The sequence below is a fragment of the Pantoea sp. SIMBA_079 genome, assembly GCF_046940275.1.
GTDB lineage: Bacteria > Pseudomonadota > Gammaproteobacteria > Enterobacterales > Enterobacteriaceae > Pantoea > Pantoea borealis.
In genome coordinates, this window is record NZ_JAWRYR010000004.1 from 223,564 (window position 1) to 242,364 (window position 18,801).

The 18,801-nt window shown below is 59.1% G+C and carries 17 protein-coding genes; 1 reads left to right on the plus strand and 16 read right to left on the minus strand.

The annotated features are described in order from the left end of the window. Position 1 precedes the first annotated feature (1 nt). From lolE to lolC, 3 genes are read right to left on the minus strand one after another with little or no spacing between them, the layout of a single operon-like run. Positions 2-1,246, minus strand: a complete 1,245-nt coding sequence (lolE, locus tag SB719_RS08480) for a lipoprotein-releasing ABC transporter permease subunit LolE (RefSeq protein ID WP_065649576.1) — start codon at positions 1,244-1,246, stop codon at positions 2-4. Further along, the gene (gene lolD / locus SB719_RS08485) at positions 1,243-1,947 is read right to left on the minus strand and encodes a lipoprotein-releasing ABC transporter ATP-binding protein LolD (RefSeq protein WP_412159131.1); all 705 of its coding nucleotides are present in this window, start codon (positions 1,945-1,947) and stop codon (positions 1,243-1,245) included. Before lolD ends, lolE begins: the two co-directional genes overlap by 4 nt. After that, positions 1,940-3,139, minus strand: coding sequence for a lipoprotein-releasing ABC transporter permease subunit LolC (gene lolC / locus SB719_RS08490; protein ID WP_293004644.1), 1,200 nt, complete (start codon positions 3,137-3,139; stop codon positions 1,940-1,942). Before lolC ends, lolD begins: the two co-directional genes overlap by 8 nt. Before the next feature lie 378 nt (positions 3,140-3,517). Between lolC and mfd the strand changes: the two genes are divergently transcribed. Continuing rightward, a complete protein-coding gene (mfd, locus tag SB719_RS08495) occupies positions 3,518-6,970 on the plus strand; it encodes a transcription-repair coupling factor (RefSeq protein ID WP_412159132.1) in 3,453 nt (1,150 codons plus the stop codon). Between the two features lie 66 nt (positions 6,971-7,036). On the opposite strand, the gene SB719_RS08500 is transcribed toward mfd, so the two are convergent. From SB719_RS08500 to pabC, 13 genes are all read right to left on the minus strand, one after another. Further along, positions 7,037-7,579 carry a glycine zipper 2TM domain-containing protein gene (locus tag SB719_RS08500; protein ID WP_039383872.1) on the minus strand — a complete coding sequence of 181 codons (543 nt, stop codon included), beginning with the start codon at positions 7,577-7,579 and terminating at the stop codon, positions 7,037-7,039. Between the two features lie 289 nt (positions 7,580-7,868). Continuing rightward, a complete protein-coding gene (locus SB719_RS08505; RefSeq protein WP_304232504.1) occupies positions 7,869-9,173 on the minus strand; it encodes an NAD(P)/FAD-dependent oxidoreductase in 1,305 nt (434 codons plus the stop codon). Positions 9,174-9,416: 243 nt separating this feature from the next. After that, entirely contained in the window at positions 9,417-10,457 is a 1,041-nt protein-coding gene (gene nagZ, locus SB719_RS08510) for a beta-N-acetylhexosaminidase (protein ID WP_293004642.1), read from the minus strand. A 15-nt stretch (positions 10,458-10,472) separates the two neighbouring features. Beyond that, positions 10,473-11,294 carry a thiamine kinase gene (gene thiK, locus SB719_RS08515; RefSeq protein ID WP_304232498.1) on the minus strand — a complete coding sequence of 274 codons (822 nt, stop codon included), beginning with the start codon at positions 11,292-11,294 and terminating at the stop codon, positions 10,473-10,475. Beyond that, positions 11,275-11,874, minus strand: a complete 600-nt coding sequence (gene lpoB, locus SB719_RS08520) for a penicillin-binding protein activator LpoB (RefSeq protein WP_065649583.1) — start codon at positions 11,872-11,874, stop codon at positions 11,275-11,277. The genes thiK and lpoB overlap by 20 nt, the downstream gene beginning before the upstream one ends. Before the next feature lie 11 nt (positions 11,875-11,885). Next, positions 11,886-12,251, minus strand: a complete 366-nt coding sequence (locus SB719_RS08525; RefSeq protein ID WP_065649584.1) for a YcfL family protein — start codon at positions 12,249-12,251, stop codon at positions 11,886-11,888. A 17-nt stretch (positions 12,252-12,268) separates the two neighbouring features. Next, positions 12,269-12,619, minus strand: coding sequence for a purine nucleoside phosphoramidase (hinT, locus tag SB719_RS08530; protein WP_065649585.1), 351 nt, complete (start codon positions 12,617-12,619; stop codon positions 12,269-12,271). Between the two features lie 179 nt (positions 12,620-12,798). Then, positions 12,799-14,232, minus strand: coding sequence for a PTS glucose transporter subunit IIBC (gene ptsG, locus SB719_RS08535; RefSeq protein WP_065649586.1), 1,434 nt, complete (start codon positions 14,230-14,232; stop codon positions 12,799-12,801). 281 nt (positions 14,233-14,513) lie between these two features. After that, the gene (locus tag SB719_RS08540; protein WP_065649587.1) at positions 14,514-15,305 is read right to left on the minus strand and encodes a metal-dependent hydrolase; all 792 of its coding nucleotides are present in this window, start codon (positions 15,303-15,305) and stop codon (positions 14,514-14,516) included. A 15-nt stretch (positions 15,306-15,320) separates the two neighbouring features. Beyond that, complete coding sequence (gene holB, locus SB719_RS08545) at positions 15,321-16,313, minus strand: DNA polymerase III subunit delta' (protein WP_412159133.1); 993 nt, start codon at positions 16,311-16,313, stop codon at positions 15,321-15,323. Further along, positions 16,310-16,945 (minus strand): dTMP kinase, encoded by a 636-nt coding sequence (gene tmk, locus SB719_RS08550; protein WP_065649589.1) that lies wholly within the window; start codon positions 16,943-16,945, stop codon positions 16,310-16,312. Before tmk ends, holB begins: the two co-directional genes overlap by 4 nt. Next, positions 16,935-17,954 (minus strand): endolytic transglycosylase MltG, encoded by a 1,020-nt coding sequence (gene mltG / locus SB719_RS08555; protein ID WP_065649590.1) that lies wholly within the window; start codon positions 17,952-17,954, stop codon positions 16,935-16,937. The genes tmk and mltG overlap by 11 nt, the downstream gene beginning before the upstream one ends. Then, complete coding sequence (gene pabC, locus SB719_RS08560; RefSeq protein ID WP_314688578.1) at positions 17,951-18,763, minus strand: aminodeoxychorismate lyase; 813 nt, start codon at positions 18,761-18,763, stop codon at positions 17,951-17,953. Before pabC ends, mltG begins: the two co-directional genes overlap by 4 nt. Positions 18,764-18,801: the final 38 nt, after the last annotated feature.

Consider the following 18,801-nt stretch of genomic DNA (forward strand, 5'->3'; position numbering starts at 1 on the left):
GCTACTGACCGCTCAGCACACGGGCCGGGTCGAGGCGGCTGGCGCGCCGGGCCGGATACCAGCTGGCAATCAGGCTCAGCACGATAGCAGTTGCCAGTACAGTGACAACATCAAGCCAGTGCAGTTCCGATGGCAGGAAGTCGATAAAGTAGATATCGCCTGCCAGCAGCGTATGCCCGGTCAGATGTTCGATGCCGCGCATCACCGGCGTCAGGTTCAGCGCCACCAGCACGCCGGTGACCACACCGCTGACGCTGCCCAGCAGACCCGCCAGCAGCCCGTACCAGATAAAGATAGCGCGGATAAGCCCATCTTTCGCCCCCAGGGTACGCAGCACGGCGATATCTGCACTCTTATCTTTGACCGCCATCACCAGGGTGGAAACGATATTGAAACAGGCGACGCCAATCACCAGCACCATCGCCAGATACATAATGGCGCGGATCATCTGGATATCGCGATACATGTAGCCGTAGGTGCCAATCCAGCTTTTGATGTAAACATAGGCGTGGGCTACCTCACCGGCCGAGCGCACCAGCTTTTGCGCCTGAAACGGATCGTGCATCTTCAGCGCGATACCGCTGACGCTGTCGCCCAGACCCAGATAACGCTGCGCATCCGCCAGCGGCACCAGCGCCAGGCTGTGATCGAGCATACCGCTCAGCTGCAGAATACCGCTGACCTGCAGCCGGATGCGCTTCGGCTGCTGCAGCTTATTGTCTGCGCTGCTGTTCGGGATCATGATGGTGATCCAGCTGCCCTGCTTCACGTTCAGCGATTTGGCAATGCCGCCGCCTAAAATAATCTGCTGTTTGCCGGCAGCAAACTGTGACCAGGCGTCGCCAGCGACAAACTGCGGCAGTGCGCTGAGTCGCGACTCCTGCTGCGGATCAACCCCTTTTACCTGCAGCGCCTGCAGCCTGGCCCCGCTCTCGATCAAGCCGGTAAAGTTAACATAGGGCGCCGCCGCCGCGATGCCGGGCACCTGCTCCATCGGAGCTATCAGGGATTGCCAGTCGCGCAGCGGTCCGTCGACCGGCTCAATTTCACCGTGCGGAACGACGGCCAGAATGCGGTTATTCAGCTCACGCTCAAAACCGTTCATCGCACTGAGGCCGATGATCAGTACGGCCACGCCCAGCGCGATCCCCACGGTGGAGATCACTGAAATCAGCGATACCATGCCGCCACGCCGCCGGCCCCGGCTGAAACGCAGCCCCAGCAACAGTGAGAGAGAAGAGGTCATGCCTCAGCTCCCGGCGTCAGGCGATCGCTCAGCTGTCCGTCACGCATTTCCATCTGCCGCGTCAGGCGTTTTGCCAGCTGCAGATCGTGTGTTACCACCAGAAAAGCGGTGCCCTGACGCACGTTAAGCTCGCCCAGCAGTTCAAATATTGCATCGGCGTTGCGCGCGTCGAGGTTACCGGTTGGCTCATCCGCCATCACCAGACGCGGACGGTTGACCAGCGCCCGGGCTATCGCCACACGCTGCCGCTCGCCGCCTGACAACTCAGAGGGACGATGCGCGGCGCGCTTCTCCAGTCCGACCGCCGCCAGCATTTCACGTGCGCGGCTCTCTGCTTCCGCTTTGGCCGTTTTGCCAATCAGCAGCGGCATCGCCACGTTTTCCAGCGCGCTGAAGTCAGGCAACAGGTGGTGGAACTGATAGATAAAGCCCAGCTCGCGGTTGCGCAGCTCTGCTTTCGCGGAAGCGCTCATGGCATTCAGCGAGCGGCCATCAAACACCACGTCGCCCGAGGTAGGCGCATCCAGCCCGCCCAGCAGATGCAGGAGCGTACTTTTACCTGAGCCGGAGCTGCCGACAATCGCCGTCAGCTCACCGGGCTGCAGGCTGAAAGCCACGTTGCGCAGCACATCGGTCTGCACGCTGCCTTCCTGATAGCGTTTGCACAGGTCGCGACACTGCAACAAAGGGGTATTACTCATAACGTAGAGCCTCAGCGGGTTGAACGGCGGCAGCGCGCCAGGAGGGATAAAGGGTTGAGAGCAGCGCAACCGTCATGGAGACCAGAGCGATAATCACCACCTGCCAGGGATTAATGTCCACCGGCAGCGCCGCGCCCTCAAGAAACAAACCGATGACCGGCATCAGCGTATTCAGCTGGCTGGCCAGCAGCACGCCCAGCAGCGCACCCAGCAGCGCACCAATGATCCCGGCACTCGCGCCCTGCACCATAAAGACCGCGACGATCTGCCGCCGGGTCAGGCCCTGCGTCTGCAGTATCGCCACTTCGCCCTGCTTCTCCATAATCAGCAGACCCAGCGAGGTAATGATATTGAACGCCGCTACGGCAATAATCAGACTCAGCAGCAGCCCCATCATATTTTTTTCCATGCGTACCGCCTGGAAAAGATCGCCTTTGCGCTCGCGCCAGTCTTTCCACACCGTGCCAGACGGCAGTGGCTGGGTACTCAGCGTATCCACGCTCAGCGGCTTTTCCAGCCAGAGCCGCCAGCCGGTGATGTTGCCTGCCGGATAGCGCATAACGCGCGATGCATCCTGCTGATTAACGAGGATCTGATAGCCATCTACTTCACTATTTGCCGCATAAGTGCCGGCAACGGTAAAGATGCGCTGGCTGGGCAGGCGCCCGACCGGAGTAAACTGGCTCACCGACGGCACCATCAGACGCAGCGCGTCGCCCCGCTTCACGCCAAGCTGTGAAGCGAGCTGCTCACCGAGGATCACATTATAGTGGCCCGCCTGCAGCACCTGCTGCTGCGTGTTGACCAGGTAAGGCGTGAGCGGATCGGGTTCGTCCGGGTTTATCCCCAGCATCACGCCAACCGACACATTGTGCGCACTCTGCAGCACCACATCAGCGGTGGTCAGGGGCGCAACGCGCGTGACGCCCTGCAGCTTCAGGCTGTCAGCCGGCAGCTGCTGCGGATCGATACTGCCTTTGTCGCTGGTGATGAGCGCCTGCGGCATCAGCCCCAGGATATTTCCCTCCAGCTCACGCTCAAAGCCGTTCATCACCGACAGCACGGTCACCAGCGCCATCACGCCCAGGGTAATGCCGATAGTGGAAAGCCAGGAGACGAAGCGACCAAAGCGGTCTGAAGCCCGTCCACGCATGTAGCGTAAACCGATAAATAGCGCAACTGGTTGATACATGAGTTCCGTTCTGGCCATTGCCTGATAATAAGGTAGAGGGATGATAATGGAGCCGCCTGCTTTATGAAACCTCTAACCCACTGAGTGATGAGCGAAGTTGCATCAAAATGCGTCCCTGCCGCGTCGCAGGCCAGATTTCTCTCGCAGCGGCCGGCGCGGCCGGTCACACGGGCGAACAAAAGCTGTACGAACGGCTGCAGCGGGCGGCGCGCGCATACCATCACTGGCATATCGGGACTATTATATCTGTCAGGCTGATAGCGCGGAGTCGCTGTCGCTCCCTTCCGGCCTGCCTGCGGGCACAATGGAGAGATGATCATCAGGGCGGTTTATGGAATGATGACGCCCTGAAATACAAGGAGAGCACGTCGAGACCCTATGTCGGAACAGCATCGTTATACCCTGCCTGTCAAAGCAGGAGACCATCGTCAGCTCGGCCAGCTGGTCGGCGCCGCGCAGGCGGTTGAGTGCGCCAGTATCACCGAACGCCATCAGGGTCCGGTGTTGATGATCACCCCGGATATGCAATCCGCGCTGCGGCTGCAGGAGGAGATCCGTCAGTTTACCGACCTGCCGGTGATTAATCTGCCGGACTGGGAAACGCTGCCCTACGACAGCTTTTCGCCCCATCAGGATATTATTTCAGCGCGCCTCTCTACGCTTTACCAGCTGCCGATGCTGGCTCGCGGCATGCTGATTCTGCCGGTCAATACGCTGATGCAGCGCGTCTGCCCGCACAGCTTCCTGCACGGGCACGCGCTGGTGATGCAGCAGGGACAAAAACTGTCCCGCGACGCGCTGCGCGATCAGCTGGAACAGGCGGGTTACCGCCACGTCGATCAGGTGATGGAGCATGGCGAATACGCCACGCGCGGTGCCCTGCTCGATCTCTTCCCGATGGGCAGCGACCAGCCCTATCGCATCGACTTTTTTGATGATGAAATTGACAGCCTGCGCCTGTTCGACGTCGACAGCCAGCGCACGCTGGAGTCAGTGGATGCGATTAATCTCCTGCCGGCGCACGAATTTCCCACTGATAAAGCGGCGATTGAGCTGTTTCGCACCCGCTGGCGCGAGATTTTCGACGTCCGCCGCGAGCCGGAGCATATCTATCAGCAGGTCAGTAAAGGCACGCTGCCCTCCGGCATCGAATACTGGCAGCCGCTGTTTTTTGAGCAGCCGCTGCCCACGCTGTTCAGCTACCTGCCCGCCAGCACGCTGGTGCTGAACTGCGGCGATCTGCCTGGCAGCGCGGATCGCTTCTGGCAGGATGCGCACGCCCGCTTTGAAAACCGGCGCATCGACCCGATGCGCCCGCTGCTGGAGCCGGCCACGCTCTGGCTGCGGCCCGATGCGCTGCTCAGCGAACTGAAAGCCTGGCCGCGCATGCAGCTCACGGCAGAAACGCTGCCGGAAAAAGCGGCCAATACCAACCTGGCCTATGAACCGCTGCCGGAGCTTACCGTGCAGGCCCAGGCGAAAGCCCCACTCGACCTGCTGCGCCAGTTTCTGGAGCAGTTCAGCGGCCAGGTGATTTTCTCGGTAGAGAGCGAAGGCCGGCGGGAAAGCCTGCAGGAGCTGCTGGCGCGCATTAAGCTACGCCCTCAGCCGGTTGAACACTTCAGCGAAGCGGCGGCTCAGCCTTACAGCCTGATGATTGGCGCCAGCGAGCGTGGCTTTATTGATACGCTGCGCAATCGCGCGCTGATCTGTGAAAGCGATCTGCTGGGCGAGCGCGTCAGCCGTCGGCGGCAGGATAACCGCCGCACCATCAATCCGGACGTGCTGATCCGCAACCTGGCGGAGCTGCATCCCGGGCAGCCGGTGGTGCACCTGGAGCACGGCGTCGGACGCTATATCGGACTCACCACGCTTGAGGCCGGCGGGATTGTGGCGGAGTACCTGATGCTCTCCTACGCCGGCGACGCCAAACTTTATGTGCCGGTCTCCTCACTGCATCTGATCAGCCGCTACGCCGGCGGCGCCGATGACAATGCGCCACTGCACAAGCTTGGCAGTGATGCCTGGTCACGCGCGCGGCAGAAAGCGGCAGAAAAAGTGCGCGATGTGGCGGCGGAACTGCTGGATATCTACGCCCAGCGTGCCGCGAAGAGCGGCTACGCCTTTAAGCACGATCGCGAACAGTACCGGCTGTTCTGCGAAGGCTTTCCGTTTGAAACCACGCCGGATCAGGCGCAGGCGATTAACGCCGTGTTGAGTGATATGTGCCAGCCGCTGGCGATGGATCGCCTGGTGTGTGGCGACGTCGGCTTTGGTAAAACGGAAGTGGCGATGCGTGCGGCGTTTCTGGCCGTGGAGAACACCAAGCAGGTGGCGGTGCTGGTTCCCACCACCCTGCTGGCGCAGCAGCACTATGATAACTTCCGCGATCGCTTTGCCAACTGGCCGGTGCGTATCGAGATGCTGTCACGCTTCCGCAGTGCTAAAGAGCAGGCGCAGGTACTGGAGCAGGCGAGCGAAGGCAAAATCGATATTCTGATCGGCACGCACAAACTGCTGATGAGCGATCTCAAATGGCGCGACCTCGGGCTGCTGATTGTGGATGAAGAGCACCGCTTTGGCGTGCGGCATAAAGAGCGCATCAAGGCGATGCGCGCCGACGTCGATATCCTGACGCTGACCGCCACACCGATTCCGCGTACGCTGAATATGGCGATGAGCGGAATGCGCGATCTGTCGATTATCGCCACACCGCCCGCCCGCCGCCTGGCGGTAAAAACCTTTGTGCGTGAATTTGACAGTCTGGTGGTGCGCGAAGCGATTCTGCGCGAAGTGCTGCGCGGTGGCCAGGTTTACTACCTCTATAATGACGTGGAAAACATTGAGAAAGCGGCGCAGCGGCTGGCGGATCTGGTGCCGGAAGCGCGTATCGCAATTGGTCACGGCCAGATGCGCGAGCGCGATCTGGAGCGGGTGATGAACGATTTCCATCACCAGCGTTTTAATGTGCTGGTCTGTACCACCATTATTGAAACCGGTATTGATGTACCCAGCGCCAACACCATTATCATTGAGCGTGCCGATCACTTTGGTCTGGCACAGCTGCATCAGCTGCGTGGCCGCGTGGGTCGTTCGCACCACCAGGCCTACGCCTGGCTGCTGACACCCCACCCCAAAGCGATGACCACCGATGCCCAGAAGCGGCTGGAAGCGATCGCCTCGCTGGAAGATCTTGGCGCCGGCTTTGCGCTGGCAACGCACGATCTTGAAATTCGCGGCGCCGGTGAGCTGCTGGGTGAAGATCAAAGCGGTCAGATGGAGAGCATCGGCTTTACGCTCTATATGGAGCTGCTGGAAAACGCGGTGGATGCGCTGAAAGCGGGACGCGAGCCGTCGCTGGAAGATCTCACCAGCAATCAGACCGAGATAGAACTGCGGATGCCGGCGCTGCTGCCGGATGATTTCATTCCCGATGTCAGCACCCGTCTTTCACTCTATAAACGGATTGCCAGCGCCGCCGACGAGCAGGACCTGGCTGAACTGCGGGTAGAGATGATTGACCGCTTCGGTAAACTGCCTGACGCCGCGCGCAATCTGCTGGATATTGCCGCGCTGCGCCTCGCCGCGCGCGAGCTGGGCGTGCGCAAAATTGAAGCCAGTGACAAAGGCGGCTTCTTTGAGTTTGCCCCACAGAACCAGATCGATCCCGGCTGGCTGATTAGCCTGCTGCAGAAAGATCCGGCACAGTGGAAGCTGGATGGCCCGACGCGGCTGCGCTTCACGCGCGATCTGGCTGAACGCAAGCTGCGCATGGAGTGGGTTCAGGAGTTCATTACCGAACTGGCAAAGCACCGGCTGCCGGCAGGCTGATACACAATAAAAAAGCGCCTTACGGCGCTTTTTTTATCTGGTTTGCTGTGAAATAGCTTTGCCCAATCAGGCCTGATTCGAATTCAGGATGAGCTGACCATTACGGTCAAGCGGGATGCGGGTGCCAGGGTCATTCTCCATGCGGATTTTGCCCTGCTGGTCGCCTATTTTATAGGTCACATCATAACCCAGCATCTTTTCCTGTTTACTGTATACCGTTCTGCAGCGCTGTTCGCTGGTGGTGTAGGTATCCCGCTCCTGCAGCGCGCCCTGCACCTGATTACCGCCGTAGCCGCCGGCCAGCGCACCCGCTACGGTAGCCACATCGCGACCGCGACCGCCGCCGAACTGATGACCCAGCACGCCGCCAGCGACGGCACCCAGCACAGAACCGGCAATGCGGTTCTCATCCTGTACCGGACGACGGTGCGTCAGCGTAACGTTACGGCACTCCTGACGCGGCTGTTTAATACTCTCTTTAATCGGGGTGGCTGACAGCACCTGAGCAAATTGCGGACCGCGATCAAACACGTTCATGCTGGCGACCGCCGCCACGCCCAGCGCTGCTGCTACGCCGATTCCGATACCCGCAAGCATTGATTTATTCACAGGAATATCCTCCTGACAGTGTTACCGCGCATTCCCGTCGCTACAGGCTGTAGCGGAGGCATAACCGGCGTGCGCGCCGCGCCGTGTTCCTGAAGATAAGTTTTGCAGATGGTCCGGAATTGCAACATCAGATTAATGGAGGAAACGCAGCATAAGCGCAGCAGGGCCAGCTTTTAGGAGAGTTCCGAGCAGCAGGCTGAAGGCAGATATTCTTACGGTGAACTAATGATTTGCAGCGATGCAATGACGGTAAAACAGGCGCGGGCGACATCATGTCGCCCGCGATTAATTAGTGCAGTTTAAGTCGCGGACGCAGTACGCGGTTCAGACTGCCGACCAGCATCATTAACCCGGTCTTGAAGTATCCATGGAGCGCAATCTGATGCATACGATACAAAGAGATATAGACAAAGCGCGCAATGCGCCCTTCCACCATCATTGAGCCGCGCATCAGGTTACCCATCAGGCTGCCTACCGTGGTAAAGCGCGACAGCGAAACCAGCGAGCCGTGATCTTTATAAACATACGCTTTCAGCGGCTTACCTTTACGCTGCGCCAGGATGTTATCCAGCACGCGCGACGCCATCTGATGTGCCGACTGCGCGCGCGGCGGTACGAAGCCACCATTAGGCAGCGCACAGGAGGCGCAGTCGCCAAGCGCATAGATATTTTCATCGCGCGTGGTCTGCAGCGTCTCTTTTACCACCAGCTGGTTAATGCGGTTGGTCTCCAGACCGCCAATCTCTTTCATAAAGTCAGGCGCTTTGATGCCTGCTGCCCACACCATCAGATCGGCAGCAATATACTCACCCTCTTTGGTGTTAAGCCCTTTAGCATCGGCGCTGGTCACCATGGTCTGCGTCAGAACGCGCACGCCCAGTTTGGTCAGCTCCTGATGCGCCGCTGCAGAGATACGCGGCGGCAGCGCGGGCAGAATGCGTTCACCCGCTTCCACCAGCGTGACGTTGAGCGCGCTGCTGTCGAGGCCTTTGTAGCCGTAGCTGTGCAGCTGCTTCACCGCATTGTAGAGTTCAGCGGAGAGCTCCACGCCGGTGGCGCCGCCGCCAACAATGGCGATATTCACTTTCCGCAATTCGCCTTCGCTGGCGGAAAAACGCAGGAACTGATTCAGCATCTCATTATGGAAGCGACGCGCCTGATGCGGATTGTCGAGGAAGATGCAGTGATCTTTCACGCCCGGCGTACCAAAATCGTTGGACGTACTGCCCAGCGCCACCACCAGACGGTCCCACGCCAGCTCACGCTGTGGCACCAGAATCTCACCCTGAGCGTCGCGGATTTCTGCCAGTTCAATGGTTTTGCGGTCGCGGTGGATCTGCGTCAGCGATCCCAGCTGAAACTGAAAGCCGTGGTTACGGGCATGGGCCAGATAGCTCAGCGCATCGATGCCCTCATCCATAGAACCGGTCGCCACCTCATGCAGCAGCGGTTTCCAGAGATGACTGTGGTTACGGTCAACCAGAATAATCTCCGCTTTTTTGCTGCGGCCCAGCTTATGCCCCAGCTGCGTTGCCAGCTCCAGGCCGCCGGCACCTCCGCCAATAATGACGATCTTTTCCACGGTTGTAGTCAATGCAGACCCCTCAAAGTTGTAAACCAAAGGTTAATTAATGGTTAAATAAAACCTTAATAAACATAGGGTTGGCGATAGTTAATCGCGTGCTGAGGGCAGAATATCACGCCGGCAGAACCAGATCATAAGGAAATTGATGCAGATCAATCTTTCACGGGGATTATCAGAATGTTACACATTTTGTGAATAGCATCACACGACAAACGCCGCATTCACAGAGCGGAACGCGGCGTTTCGACATGCTTACGGCTGCGCGTTATGTGCCAGCCAGCGCGTCTGCAGATCGCTGAGCTGACGCTGATTCTGGCGCCAGCGCGCGCTGCCCTGTAGCGCATCCAGCGTGTGCCGGCCGCGATGCCAGAGCCGCGCAATACGCTCTGCCGGACCCGCCTGCAGATTATCCAGTACGCTGATTGCGCCCGCCCGCTGGTTGCAGACCAGGATCATATCGCACCCGGCATCCAGCGACTGCTGCGCCCTTTCGGCATAGCTGCCCATCACGGCAGCCCCCTCCATCGACAGATCGTCGGAGAATATCACGCCGTCAAAGGCGAGCTCCTGACGCAGCACCTGCTGCAGCCAGTAAGGCGAGCCGCTGGCGGGCAGCGGATCCACATCGGTATAGATAACGTGGGCTGGCATCACCGCATCCAGCAGCTGTTCACTGATGAGCTGCTGAAAAATAGCCATATCGTGCTGGCGCAGCGTGGCTGCATCGCGCGTGTCGCGCGGTGTCTCTTTATGCGAATCCGCGCTGACCGCGCCGTGGCCGGGAAAATGTTTACCGGTGGTTTTCATACCGGCTTCGCGCATGCCATTAATAAAGCGCCGTGCGATCTGCAGCGCAATGGCAGGGTCAGCATGAAACGCCCGATCGCCTATCGCAGCGCTGATGTGTCCGATATCCAGTACCGGAGCAAAACTGATATCAATATCAAGCCCGGTCATTTCTGCCGCCATCTGCCAGCCCGCCTGCTGCGCCAGTTCGCCTGCCGTAGTCAGATCGTGCAGGGCAGCAAAGGATTGCATTGCCGGCAGCTGTGTAAAGCCTTCACGGAAACGCTGCACGCGTCCGCCTTCCTGATCAACCGCCACCACCAGCCGGTTGCGGGAAGCAGCGCGGATCTGACGCACCAGCTCGCGGAGCTGAGCAACGTCATGAAAGTTGCGCGTAAACAGAATAAGTCCGCCCACCAGCGGGTGCTGCAGTATCTCGCGCTCTTCGGCGTCCAGCGTGTAGCCGGCAACGTCCAGCATCAGCGGGCCGGGTGCATTGATTGTCATAGCTCTGTTCCTGAGTTAAATATCCTGCCAGCTGGCCTGCGCCAGCTGCTGTAAAGTTGCCTCTCCGCTCTGCTCGGCGCGCAGCTGATACCAGCTCGCCATCAGCAGCTGCAGCCACGGCTGCCAGCGCGCTATCTGACGCGCCAGCACGGCGCCATCCATTTGCGTCAGTGCGGCATACTCTTCTGTCCACGCCGCGGCCTGCGCCGGTGCCCCTGCGCAGAGGGCAGCCAGTTCCAGCGCCACGTCGCCATCGGCCGCATACTCCCAGTCAATCAGCCTTAGTCCGGCCGGCGTGGCGATCACATTACCCGGGTGGACGTCCATATGCAGCGGCGCAAGGCGCAGCGGGCGCGGTTCACCCTGTCGCTGCAGCCGCTGCAGCCGCTTCAGCCAGCGCCAGTGCCGCTGACGGCAGCGCTGCCAGTAGTGCTGCAGCAGAGGCAGCAGCCGCAACGGATAGCCGGTCAGCGGCTGCCGGTGCAACGTACTGATCAGCGTCACTATTTCGCTGCGCTGCGCGTCAAAGCCGGCAGGCGTCAGCGCCTCGCCCGGTAGCCAGCGCTGCAGCAGCCAGGGAGTCTGCCAGCTGAGCGGTTCAGGCCCAAGGCCGGCCTCGCGCAGCTGGCGCAAAATACGGTACTCGCGCTGCCGGTTAACAAAGGGTATGGGCTGCAGGGGTATGCGCCGCGCCAGCAGCGTATCCTGCTCGCCCGTGATTTTAAAACTGTTGCCGCTCAGCCCGGGCAGCGCGAAAAAATAGCCGGCGGCGGATGCCGTCGGCCACTGTTGCTGCACCAGATGAACCAGCGCGGGATCAGGGTTGTGTTGCACCATTACCTGACCAGATGATTTCGCCGGTCTGTACCAGCATCAGCTGCATCTGCAGCGTGGGTGACTTCACCTCGCCTTTCGCATTGCTGTAAAGCACATACTGCGCGTTGACGATGCGCGCCAGGCCAATCGCTTTGCTGCGCGAATTCAGACTGTCTTCCGGTGAGAGGCCCAGCGTCTGCCGTGCCTGATTCAGCTGGTCATCAGACACCAGGGTGAATTTGCCGTTATTTGCCAGCGCGTTCTGAATCGCACTGGTGGCTTTTTCTGTCTGCAGCGCGCCATTGGTGCTGTTTTTAAGGCGATCAACCAGCAGCACGCTGCCCGGATTCACCCCGGCAGACTGTACCATGTTTGCCACCAGCGGCGAGACGCTGGCGCTCCAGTTAATGGTCTTTAGCTTAGGCGGCTGCGGCACATTTTGCGGCGGCGGCACGGGTTGCGGTTCCGGCTGCGGCTCCGGCTGAACCGGGGTCGTCGGCTGTGTCGGTTCGACCGGTGCCGGCGTCTGCTGTTTTACCACACAGCCGGTAAGCATCAGCGCAAACAGTAGCGCGCCAGAACGTTGAACACTGCGGATCACGGGGTTACTCCTTAGAGATAAAGATAAAGCCGCACTTTGCTGGCGGTGAGATTGCCCATTTGCGAAGCCACCACTACGCTGCCGTGTGCGGGAACAGTTTGCGTCTGTGCCGGCTCCTGTGGCTCAATTTCCAGTCCTTTATCGTCATACCAGTAAAAACGATAATGCACCGTCACAGGCGCTTCACGCAGATTTTGCAGCGTGCTGGCCGCCTGCAGCTGTCCGTCGCGGCTGGTAAGCTCTGGCTCGTCAGTAATGATCCCCGCAGACAGCACGGATGACTCCATCACCAGCGATTGCGAGGTATTGATCATCGGTTTATCACTACTGCAGCCTGCCAGAGTCAATAATAGCAGGCCACTCAGCCATTGACGCATATCAGGTCCGCCTGAGGTTATTGAGCAAGCATCGGGCCCAGGGGTTCACCACCCACCAGGTGCATGTGTATATGATAGACCTCCTGACCGCCGTGGCGATTGCAGTTCATGATCAGGCGGTAGCCATCTTCAGCAATACCTTCATCGCGGGCAATTTTCGCCGCCACGGTGATCATCCGTCCCAGCGCATGTTCATGTGCTGGTTTAACATCGTTTGCCGTGGGGATCAGCACATTAGGGATAATCAGTACGTGAACCGGCGCTTTCGGTGCAATATCGCGAAAAGCAGTGACCAGTTCATCCTGGTAGATAATATCGGCCGGAATTTCACGGCGAATGATTTTACTGAAAATAGTCTCTTCAGCCATGGTGCGGTTCCTTTTTACCTGAGTCAGTCTGGCAGTATGCGCGAGAAAATCCGTTTCGTTCAACCTTCTCCGGGCTTTTCTTCACTGACTGACTGCTTTTACAGCGTCATGCTGAAAAACAAAAACCCCCTCACGGGAGGGGGTTTTTAGTGACTGCACATACTGTCGCTGCAAAGGTGTTACATACTGCGGATGTAATCATCCATTTCTGTTTTCAGGTTATCTGATTTAGTGCCAAAGATAGCCTGTACACCGGAACCGGCCACCACCACGCCGCGGGCACCGAGGTTTTTCAGTTCAGCCTGATCAACCTTCGCCACATCGGCTACGCTGACGCGCAGACGGGTAATACAGGCGTCCAGGTTGGTAATGTTCTCTTTGCCGCCAAAGGCGCTGACCAGCTTGCCCGCCATTTCGCTGCCGGTAACGCTGCTCTGCTCAATCGCCGTATCTTCACGACCCGGCGTTTTCAGATTCAGTTTTGTAATCAGCACGCGGAAGACGGTGTAGTAAACCAGGCCGTAGATGATGCCAACAATCGGGAACAGCCAGATTTTGCTGCTGTTGCCGCTCAGGACGATAAAATCGATCAGGCCGTGTGAGAAGCTGGTACCGTCACGCATGCCCAGCAGGATACAGATAGGGAACGCCAGACCGGCCAGAATCGCGTGGATCACGTAGAGGATCGGTGCCACGAACATGAAAGAGAACTCAATCGGTTCGGTGATCCCGGTCAGGAACGAAGTCAGCGCGGCAGAGATCATGATACCGCCGACTTTGGCGCGGTTCTCAGGCTTCGCCGAATGCCAGATAGCGATAGCCGCAGCCGGCAGACCATACATTTTAAACAGGAAGCCACCAGAGAGTTTACCGGCAGTAGGATCTCCCGCCATATAGCGCGGAATATCACCGTGGAATACCTGGCCGGCCGCATTGGTGAACTCACCAATCTGCATCTGGAAAGGAACGTTCCAGATATGATGCAGGCCGAAAGGCACCAGCGCACGCTCAATCACACCGTAGATGCCGAAGGCCACAACCGGATTCTGATACGCCGCCCACTGCGAGAAGTCCTGAATTGCGGTGCCAACCGGCGGCCAGATAAACGACAGCACAATACCGGTAAAGATCGCGGTCAGACCCGAAATAATCGGGACAAAGCGTTTACCCGCAAAGAAGCCGAGGTACTCAGGCAGCTTGATACGGTAAAAACGGTTAAACATATAGGCAGCGATCGCACCGGCAATGATCCCGCCCAGTACGCCGGTGTCCGCCAGATGTTTCGCTTCTATCTCGGCAGCAGGAAGATGCAGCACCAGCGGTGCCACAACGGCCAGCGTTTTGACCATGATGCCGTAGGCGACAACCGCCGCCAGTGCTGACACGCCGTCGTTATTGGTAAAGCCCAGCGCCACACCAATCGCAAAAATCAGCGGCATGTTGGCAAAAACGGACCCGCCCGCCTCGGCCATGACGTGGGAGACCACTGCCGGCAGCCAGCTAAAGTTTGCAGAACCAACACCTAACAAAATACCGGCAATCGGCAGAACCGATACCGGCAACATCAGCGATTTACCTACTTTCTGCAGGTTCGCAAATGCGTTCTTGAACATAGAAGCTCCTGAGTATGAGTGCATAGTTGCGCGATGCGCGTGGCTGCGGGGGAGGTTCCGCAGCCGGATGACGCTGAGCGTCTTTTGATTTATTACGAAGAGTAAAATAAATGGGTGCGCGTTACTTTGACGGCTATCACGTTTCCTCAATGATAGCGCGCAGCTTTCAGCACTTTCTGACTGACCTGCCGGATAATAGCGCAATAAAACACTGCCTGTTTCGGGATTAACCTGATACAGGCAGTTCGTTACGGATTAATTACAGCGTTTGAAATAAAGGCTCAGGCACCCAGACGCGCCATAGGGATATGAAACAGGCGTGAGAAATTCTGCGTGGTAGCCGCCGCCAGGGTCTCAATATCCACCCCTTTCAGCACTGCCATATAATCGGCCACGTCACGCGTAAAGGCAGGCTGATTCTCTTTGCCGCGATGCGGCACCGGAGCCAGATAGGGCGAATCCGTCTCAACCAGCATACGATCCAGCGGCACAAAGCGCGCGGCGTCGCGGATCTGCTCTGCATTACGGAATGTCAGAATGCCGGAGAAAGAGATATAAAAACCGAGATCCAGAAGTTTTGCTGCGGTTGCACGATCTTCGGTAAAACAGTGCAGCACGCCGCCACACTTCTCAACCTGCTCTTCGCGCAGGATCGCCAGCGTATCGTCGCGGGCTTCCCGGGTGTGCACAATGATCGGCTTATTCAGTGCAATACCGGTGCGAATATGTTCGCGAAAAGCAGCCTGCTGCTGCGCTTTGGTCTCCTGCTGATAGAAGTAGTCGAGGCCGGTTTCCCCCAGCGCCACTACCTGCTCCTCTGCGGCCAGGCGGCGGAACTCCGCCACATCCCAGGGTTCCTCCTGGTTCAGCGGATGAACGCCGCAGGCCAGCGCAATATTCTGCCGCTCGCCCACCAGCGCTTTGATGCGATAGTAGTCCGGCAGCGTGGTGGCAATCGCCAGCATAAATTTTACGTCGCGCGCGGCGGCTTTGGCGATAACGTCATCCAGGTCGCGGTGTTGGTTTTCATAGTCAAGGCCATCGAGGTGGCAATGGGAATCAACAATAAACATAATTTTCTCAGATAATTACGGGCTGATGACAGGCGGTGCCAGTAAACGGCTCCAGGCCAGCAGCCGGTCGGTCAGAATAAGTTCGCGGTTAAGCGATGCAACGTGCAGCAGCTGTTCGCGACAGGCTATCCACTGCTGCACACTGCTGTTCAGGGCGTTGCTGTTCAGCTGACGGGCCAGCGCGGTCACAACATCAGGCCGATCGCCATTACTCAGCCACGCCGCTGCACCCTGCTGCATTTTCATGGCGTCCACCAGCAGCGAGATGAGCCAGCCCAGACGATTGGCCACGTCGTCACTGTTCAGCGCAGGCAGCAGCTGCAGAATGTCGTCATTCAGCGCCGTGAGCAGCGTATCGCATAGCGTCTGACGCATCTGCCAGCGGGCGGGCTGCAGCAGCGCCAGCGCTGCGGCAGGCGCCCCCCCGCTCAGTCGCAGCGCAGCGCGCAGCGCCGCTTCCGGCTGTGTCACCTCACGGCCCAGCCAGGCGAGGCTCTGCGACTCCTCCGGCGGGATCAGCGGCCAGCTGAGACAGCGGCTGCGCAGCGTGGCCAGCAGCCTGGATGACTCCCGCACGCTCAGGAAGAACCAGCAGTTTGCGGGTGGCTCTTCCAGCGTTTTCAGCAGCGCACTGGCAGCCGCTTCCGTCAGCTGGGCAGCATCCGGCAGCCAGACCACCTTCGCACCCCCCTGCTGCGCAAAATGATAGAGCTTTTCCGTCACGTCGCGCACGGCATCAACACCCAGCGACGCTTTTCCTTTTTCTGCTTCCAGCCGGTACCAGTCCGGATGCGTATGCGCCTGCATCAGTTCACAGCCGTGACATGCGCCGCAGCTTTTAGCCCCTTCACGCTGCTGGCACATCAGCCAGCGGCTGATGCCCCATACCAGCGCATCGTCTCCCATGCCCTCAGGTGCCTGCAGCAGCAGCGCATGATGCGCCACGCCCTCCTGATGGCGGGCAATAATCTGCCGGTAGGGCTGATTCAGCCACGGATACCAGTTCATGGGCGCTGCCCGGCCAGCCAGCGATGCAGGGCAGCTTTAAGTGACGTTGTCACCTCATCAATAGGCTGCGTTGCATCGACAGTCACGATGCTGGTGTCCGCCTGCGCCAGCGCCAGATAGCGTGCACGGGTGCGTTCGAAAAAGCGCAGCGACTCCTGCTCAATGCGATCCAGCGCGCCACGGGCCCGGGCGCGCTGCAGTCCGATTTCCGGCGTCACATCAAGGTAGAGCGTCAGGTCGGGACGAAAATCGCCCAGCACCGCATCACGCAGCGTGGTCATCAGCGCGGCATCCATTTCACGTCCGCCGCCCTGATAAGCCTGCGAGGAGAGATCGTGACGATCGCCCACTACCCACGCGCCGCGCGCCAGCGCCGGCTTGATCACGTTCTCTACCAGCTGCACCCGGGCAGCATAGAGCATCAGCAGCTCAGCTTTGTCGGTAACCTGTTCGCCTTCAATACCCTGCTTTACCAGCACCCGCAGCTGTTCGGCCAGCGGTGTGCCGCCCGGCTCGCGGGTGAATACGATGTCGCTGATGCCGTGCTGCTGTAAAACGTCCACTACCGCATCGCGCGCCGTGGTTTTACCCGCGCCTTCCAGTCCTTCAATGACAATAAACTTACTCTTCATTTTTTTCCTTCAGCGCCTGGCGGTAAGCCTGCACCGCCCGGTTATGGCTGGCGAGATTCGTGGTAAAAGTATGCCCGCCCTTGCCATCCGCGACAAAATAGAGATAGCTGCTCTTTTCCGGATGCGCAGCAGCTTCCAGCGAGGCGCGCCCCGGCATCGCAATCGGTCCGGGCGGCAGGCCGCTAATGCTGTAGGTATTATAGGCGGTCGGCGTATCGAGATCTTTGCGCGTCAGCGTGCCGGTATAGCGCTCGCCCATACCGTAGATCACGGTGGGATCGGTCTGGAGCTTCATCCCGGTGCGCAGACGATTAATAAACACAGACGCTACCCGCGCGCGCTCTTCGCTTACGCCCGTCTCTTTCTCGATAATTGACGCCATTGTCACCAGCTCCCGCGGATCTTTATAGGGCAGATTCGCCATACGCTTCTGCCAGACCTCATCGACCAGCTTGTTCATGCGGGTGTGTGCACGCGTCAGTACTGCAACGTCCGTGGTATTGGCAGTATAGAGATAAGTATCGGGATAGAAGCTGCCCTCGAGCTGTGCAGCCTCCAGCTTCAGCGCTGCCGCCACGCTGGCAAAACTGTCATCTGCGAGCGTATGCTTCAGATAAGGCGCTTTACGCAGCTCGCTCAGCCACTCACTGAGGCGTGAACCTTCGATAAAACGGAGCGGGAACTGCGCCTCTTTACCGCTGGCCAGAAGCTGCAGCAGCTGACGCACGGTCATGCCCTGCTCCAGCCGGTAAGTACCCGCTTTGAACTCTGCCAGCGCCGGATGCAGCTTCAGCAGCGGTCCAAACCAGATACTGCGCGGAATAATATGCTGACTCTCCAGCTGCGCTTCCAGCACTACACGTCCGCTACCCGCCGGCAGCGTATAAAGAGTTTCCTGGTGAATGGTCAGCGGCGCGTCTGCCAGGCGCTCTGTCTGCCAGTAGCTAAACGCGGCAGCGGCAGCAGCGATCGCTGCCACACCCGCAATAATTTTTTTGGTTCGACTCATGTTACGTCCATTTTCTGGCAACAGGTAAAAAGTTGCTGATACAGCGTGCGTTCAGTGAAAACGATGTCATCGATTTGCCGCACCGGCAGCACCGGCATCAGTGCATTACAGATCACGACTTCGTCAGCGCCGAGGACCGCTTCACGCGGCGCGCTGACTTCCTGGCAAGCCTGGCCGCTGGCCGCCAGCTGTGCCATCAGAAAACGTCGCATAATGCCGTTTACGCCCGCCTGATCCAGATGGGGAGTAAAAATCCGGGTGCCGCTGCGCCAGAACAGATTGGCAGCGCAGCATTCTACCACGCATCCCGCGGTGTCCAGTACCAGCGCCTCGTCTGCATCGGTTTCATCAAGGTGGTGGCGAATCATCACCTGCTCCAGCCGGTTGAGGTGTTTGATGCCTGCCAGCAGCGGATTACGGGCCAGGGGCACCGGACTGGTGACCAGGCTCGCACCCTGCTGCTGCAGTGTAGCGTAATGCTGTGGCCAGGGTGACAGTGAGAGGATGCGCACAGGAGCCTGACAGCCGCGCCGGCTGTAGCCCCGTCCGCCGGAGCCCGGCGTGAGGATGATCTTGAGCACCGCCCGGGCATGTCCCTGCGCAATGCGCCGCATTTCATCCGCCAGCAGCGACAGATCAGGCATCGGCAGCAGAAGCTGCCTGCACCCCTGTTCCAGACGCTGCAGGTGCGCCTCAGCCATCACGACTCTGCCGTTATGCACGGCGGCCGTGGTAAAACAGCCATCGCCAAACTGAACGGCACGATCGCTGGCCGGCAGCATTATTTGCGGAATACCGTTAATCCACACCGCGCTCTCCTCAGACAGTCAGCCCTGAAATAATCTCA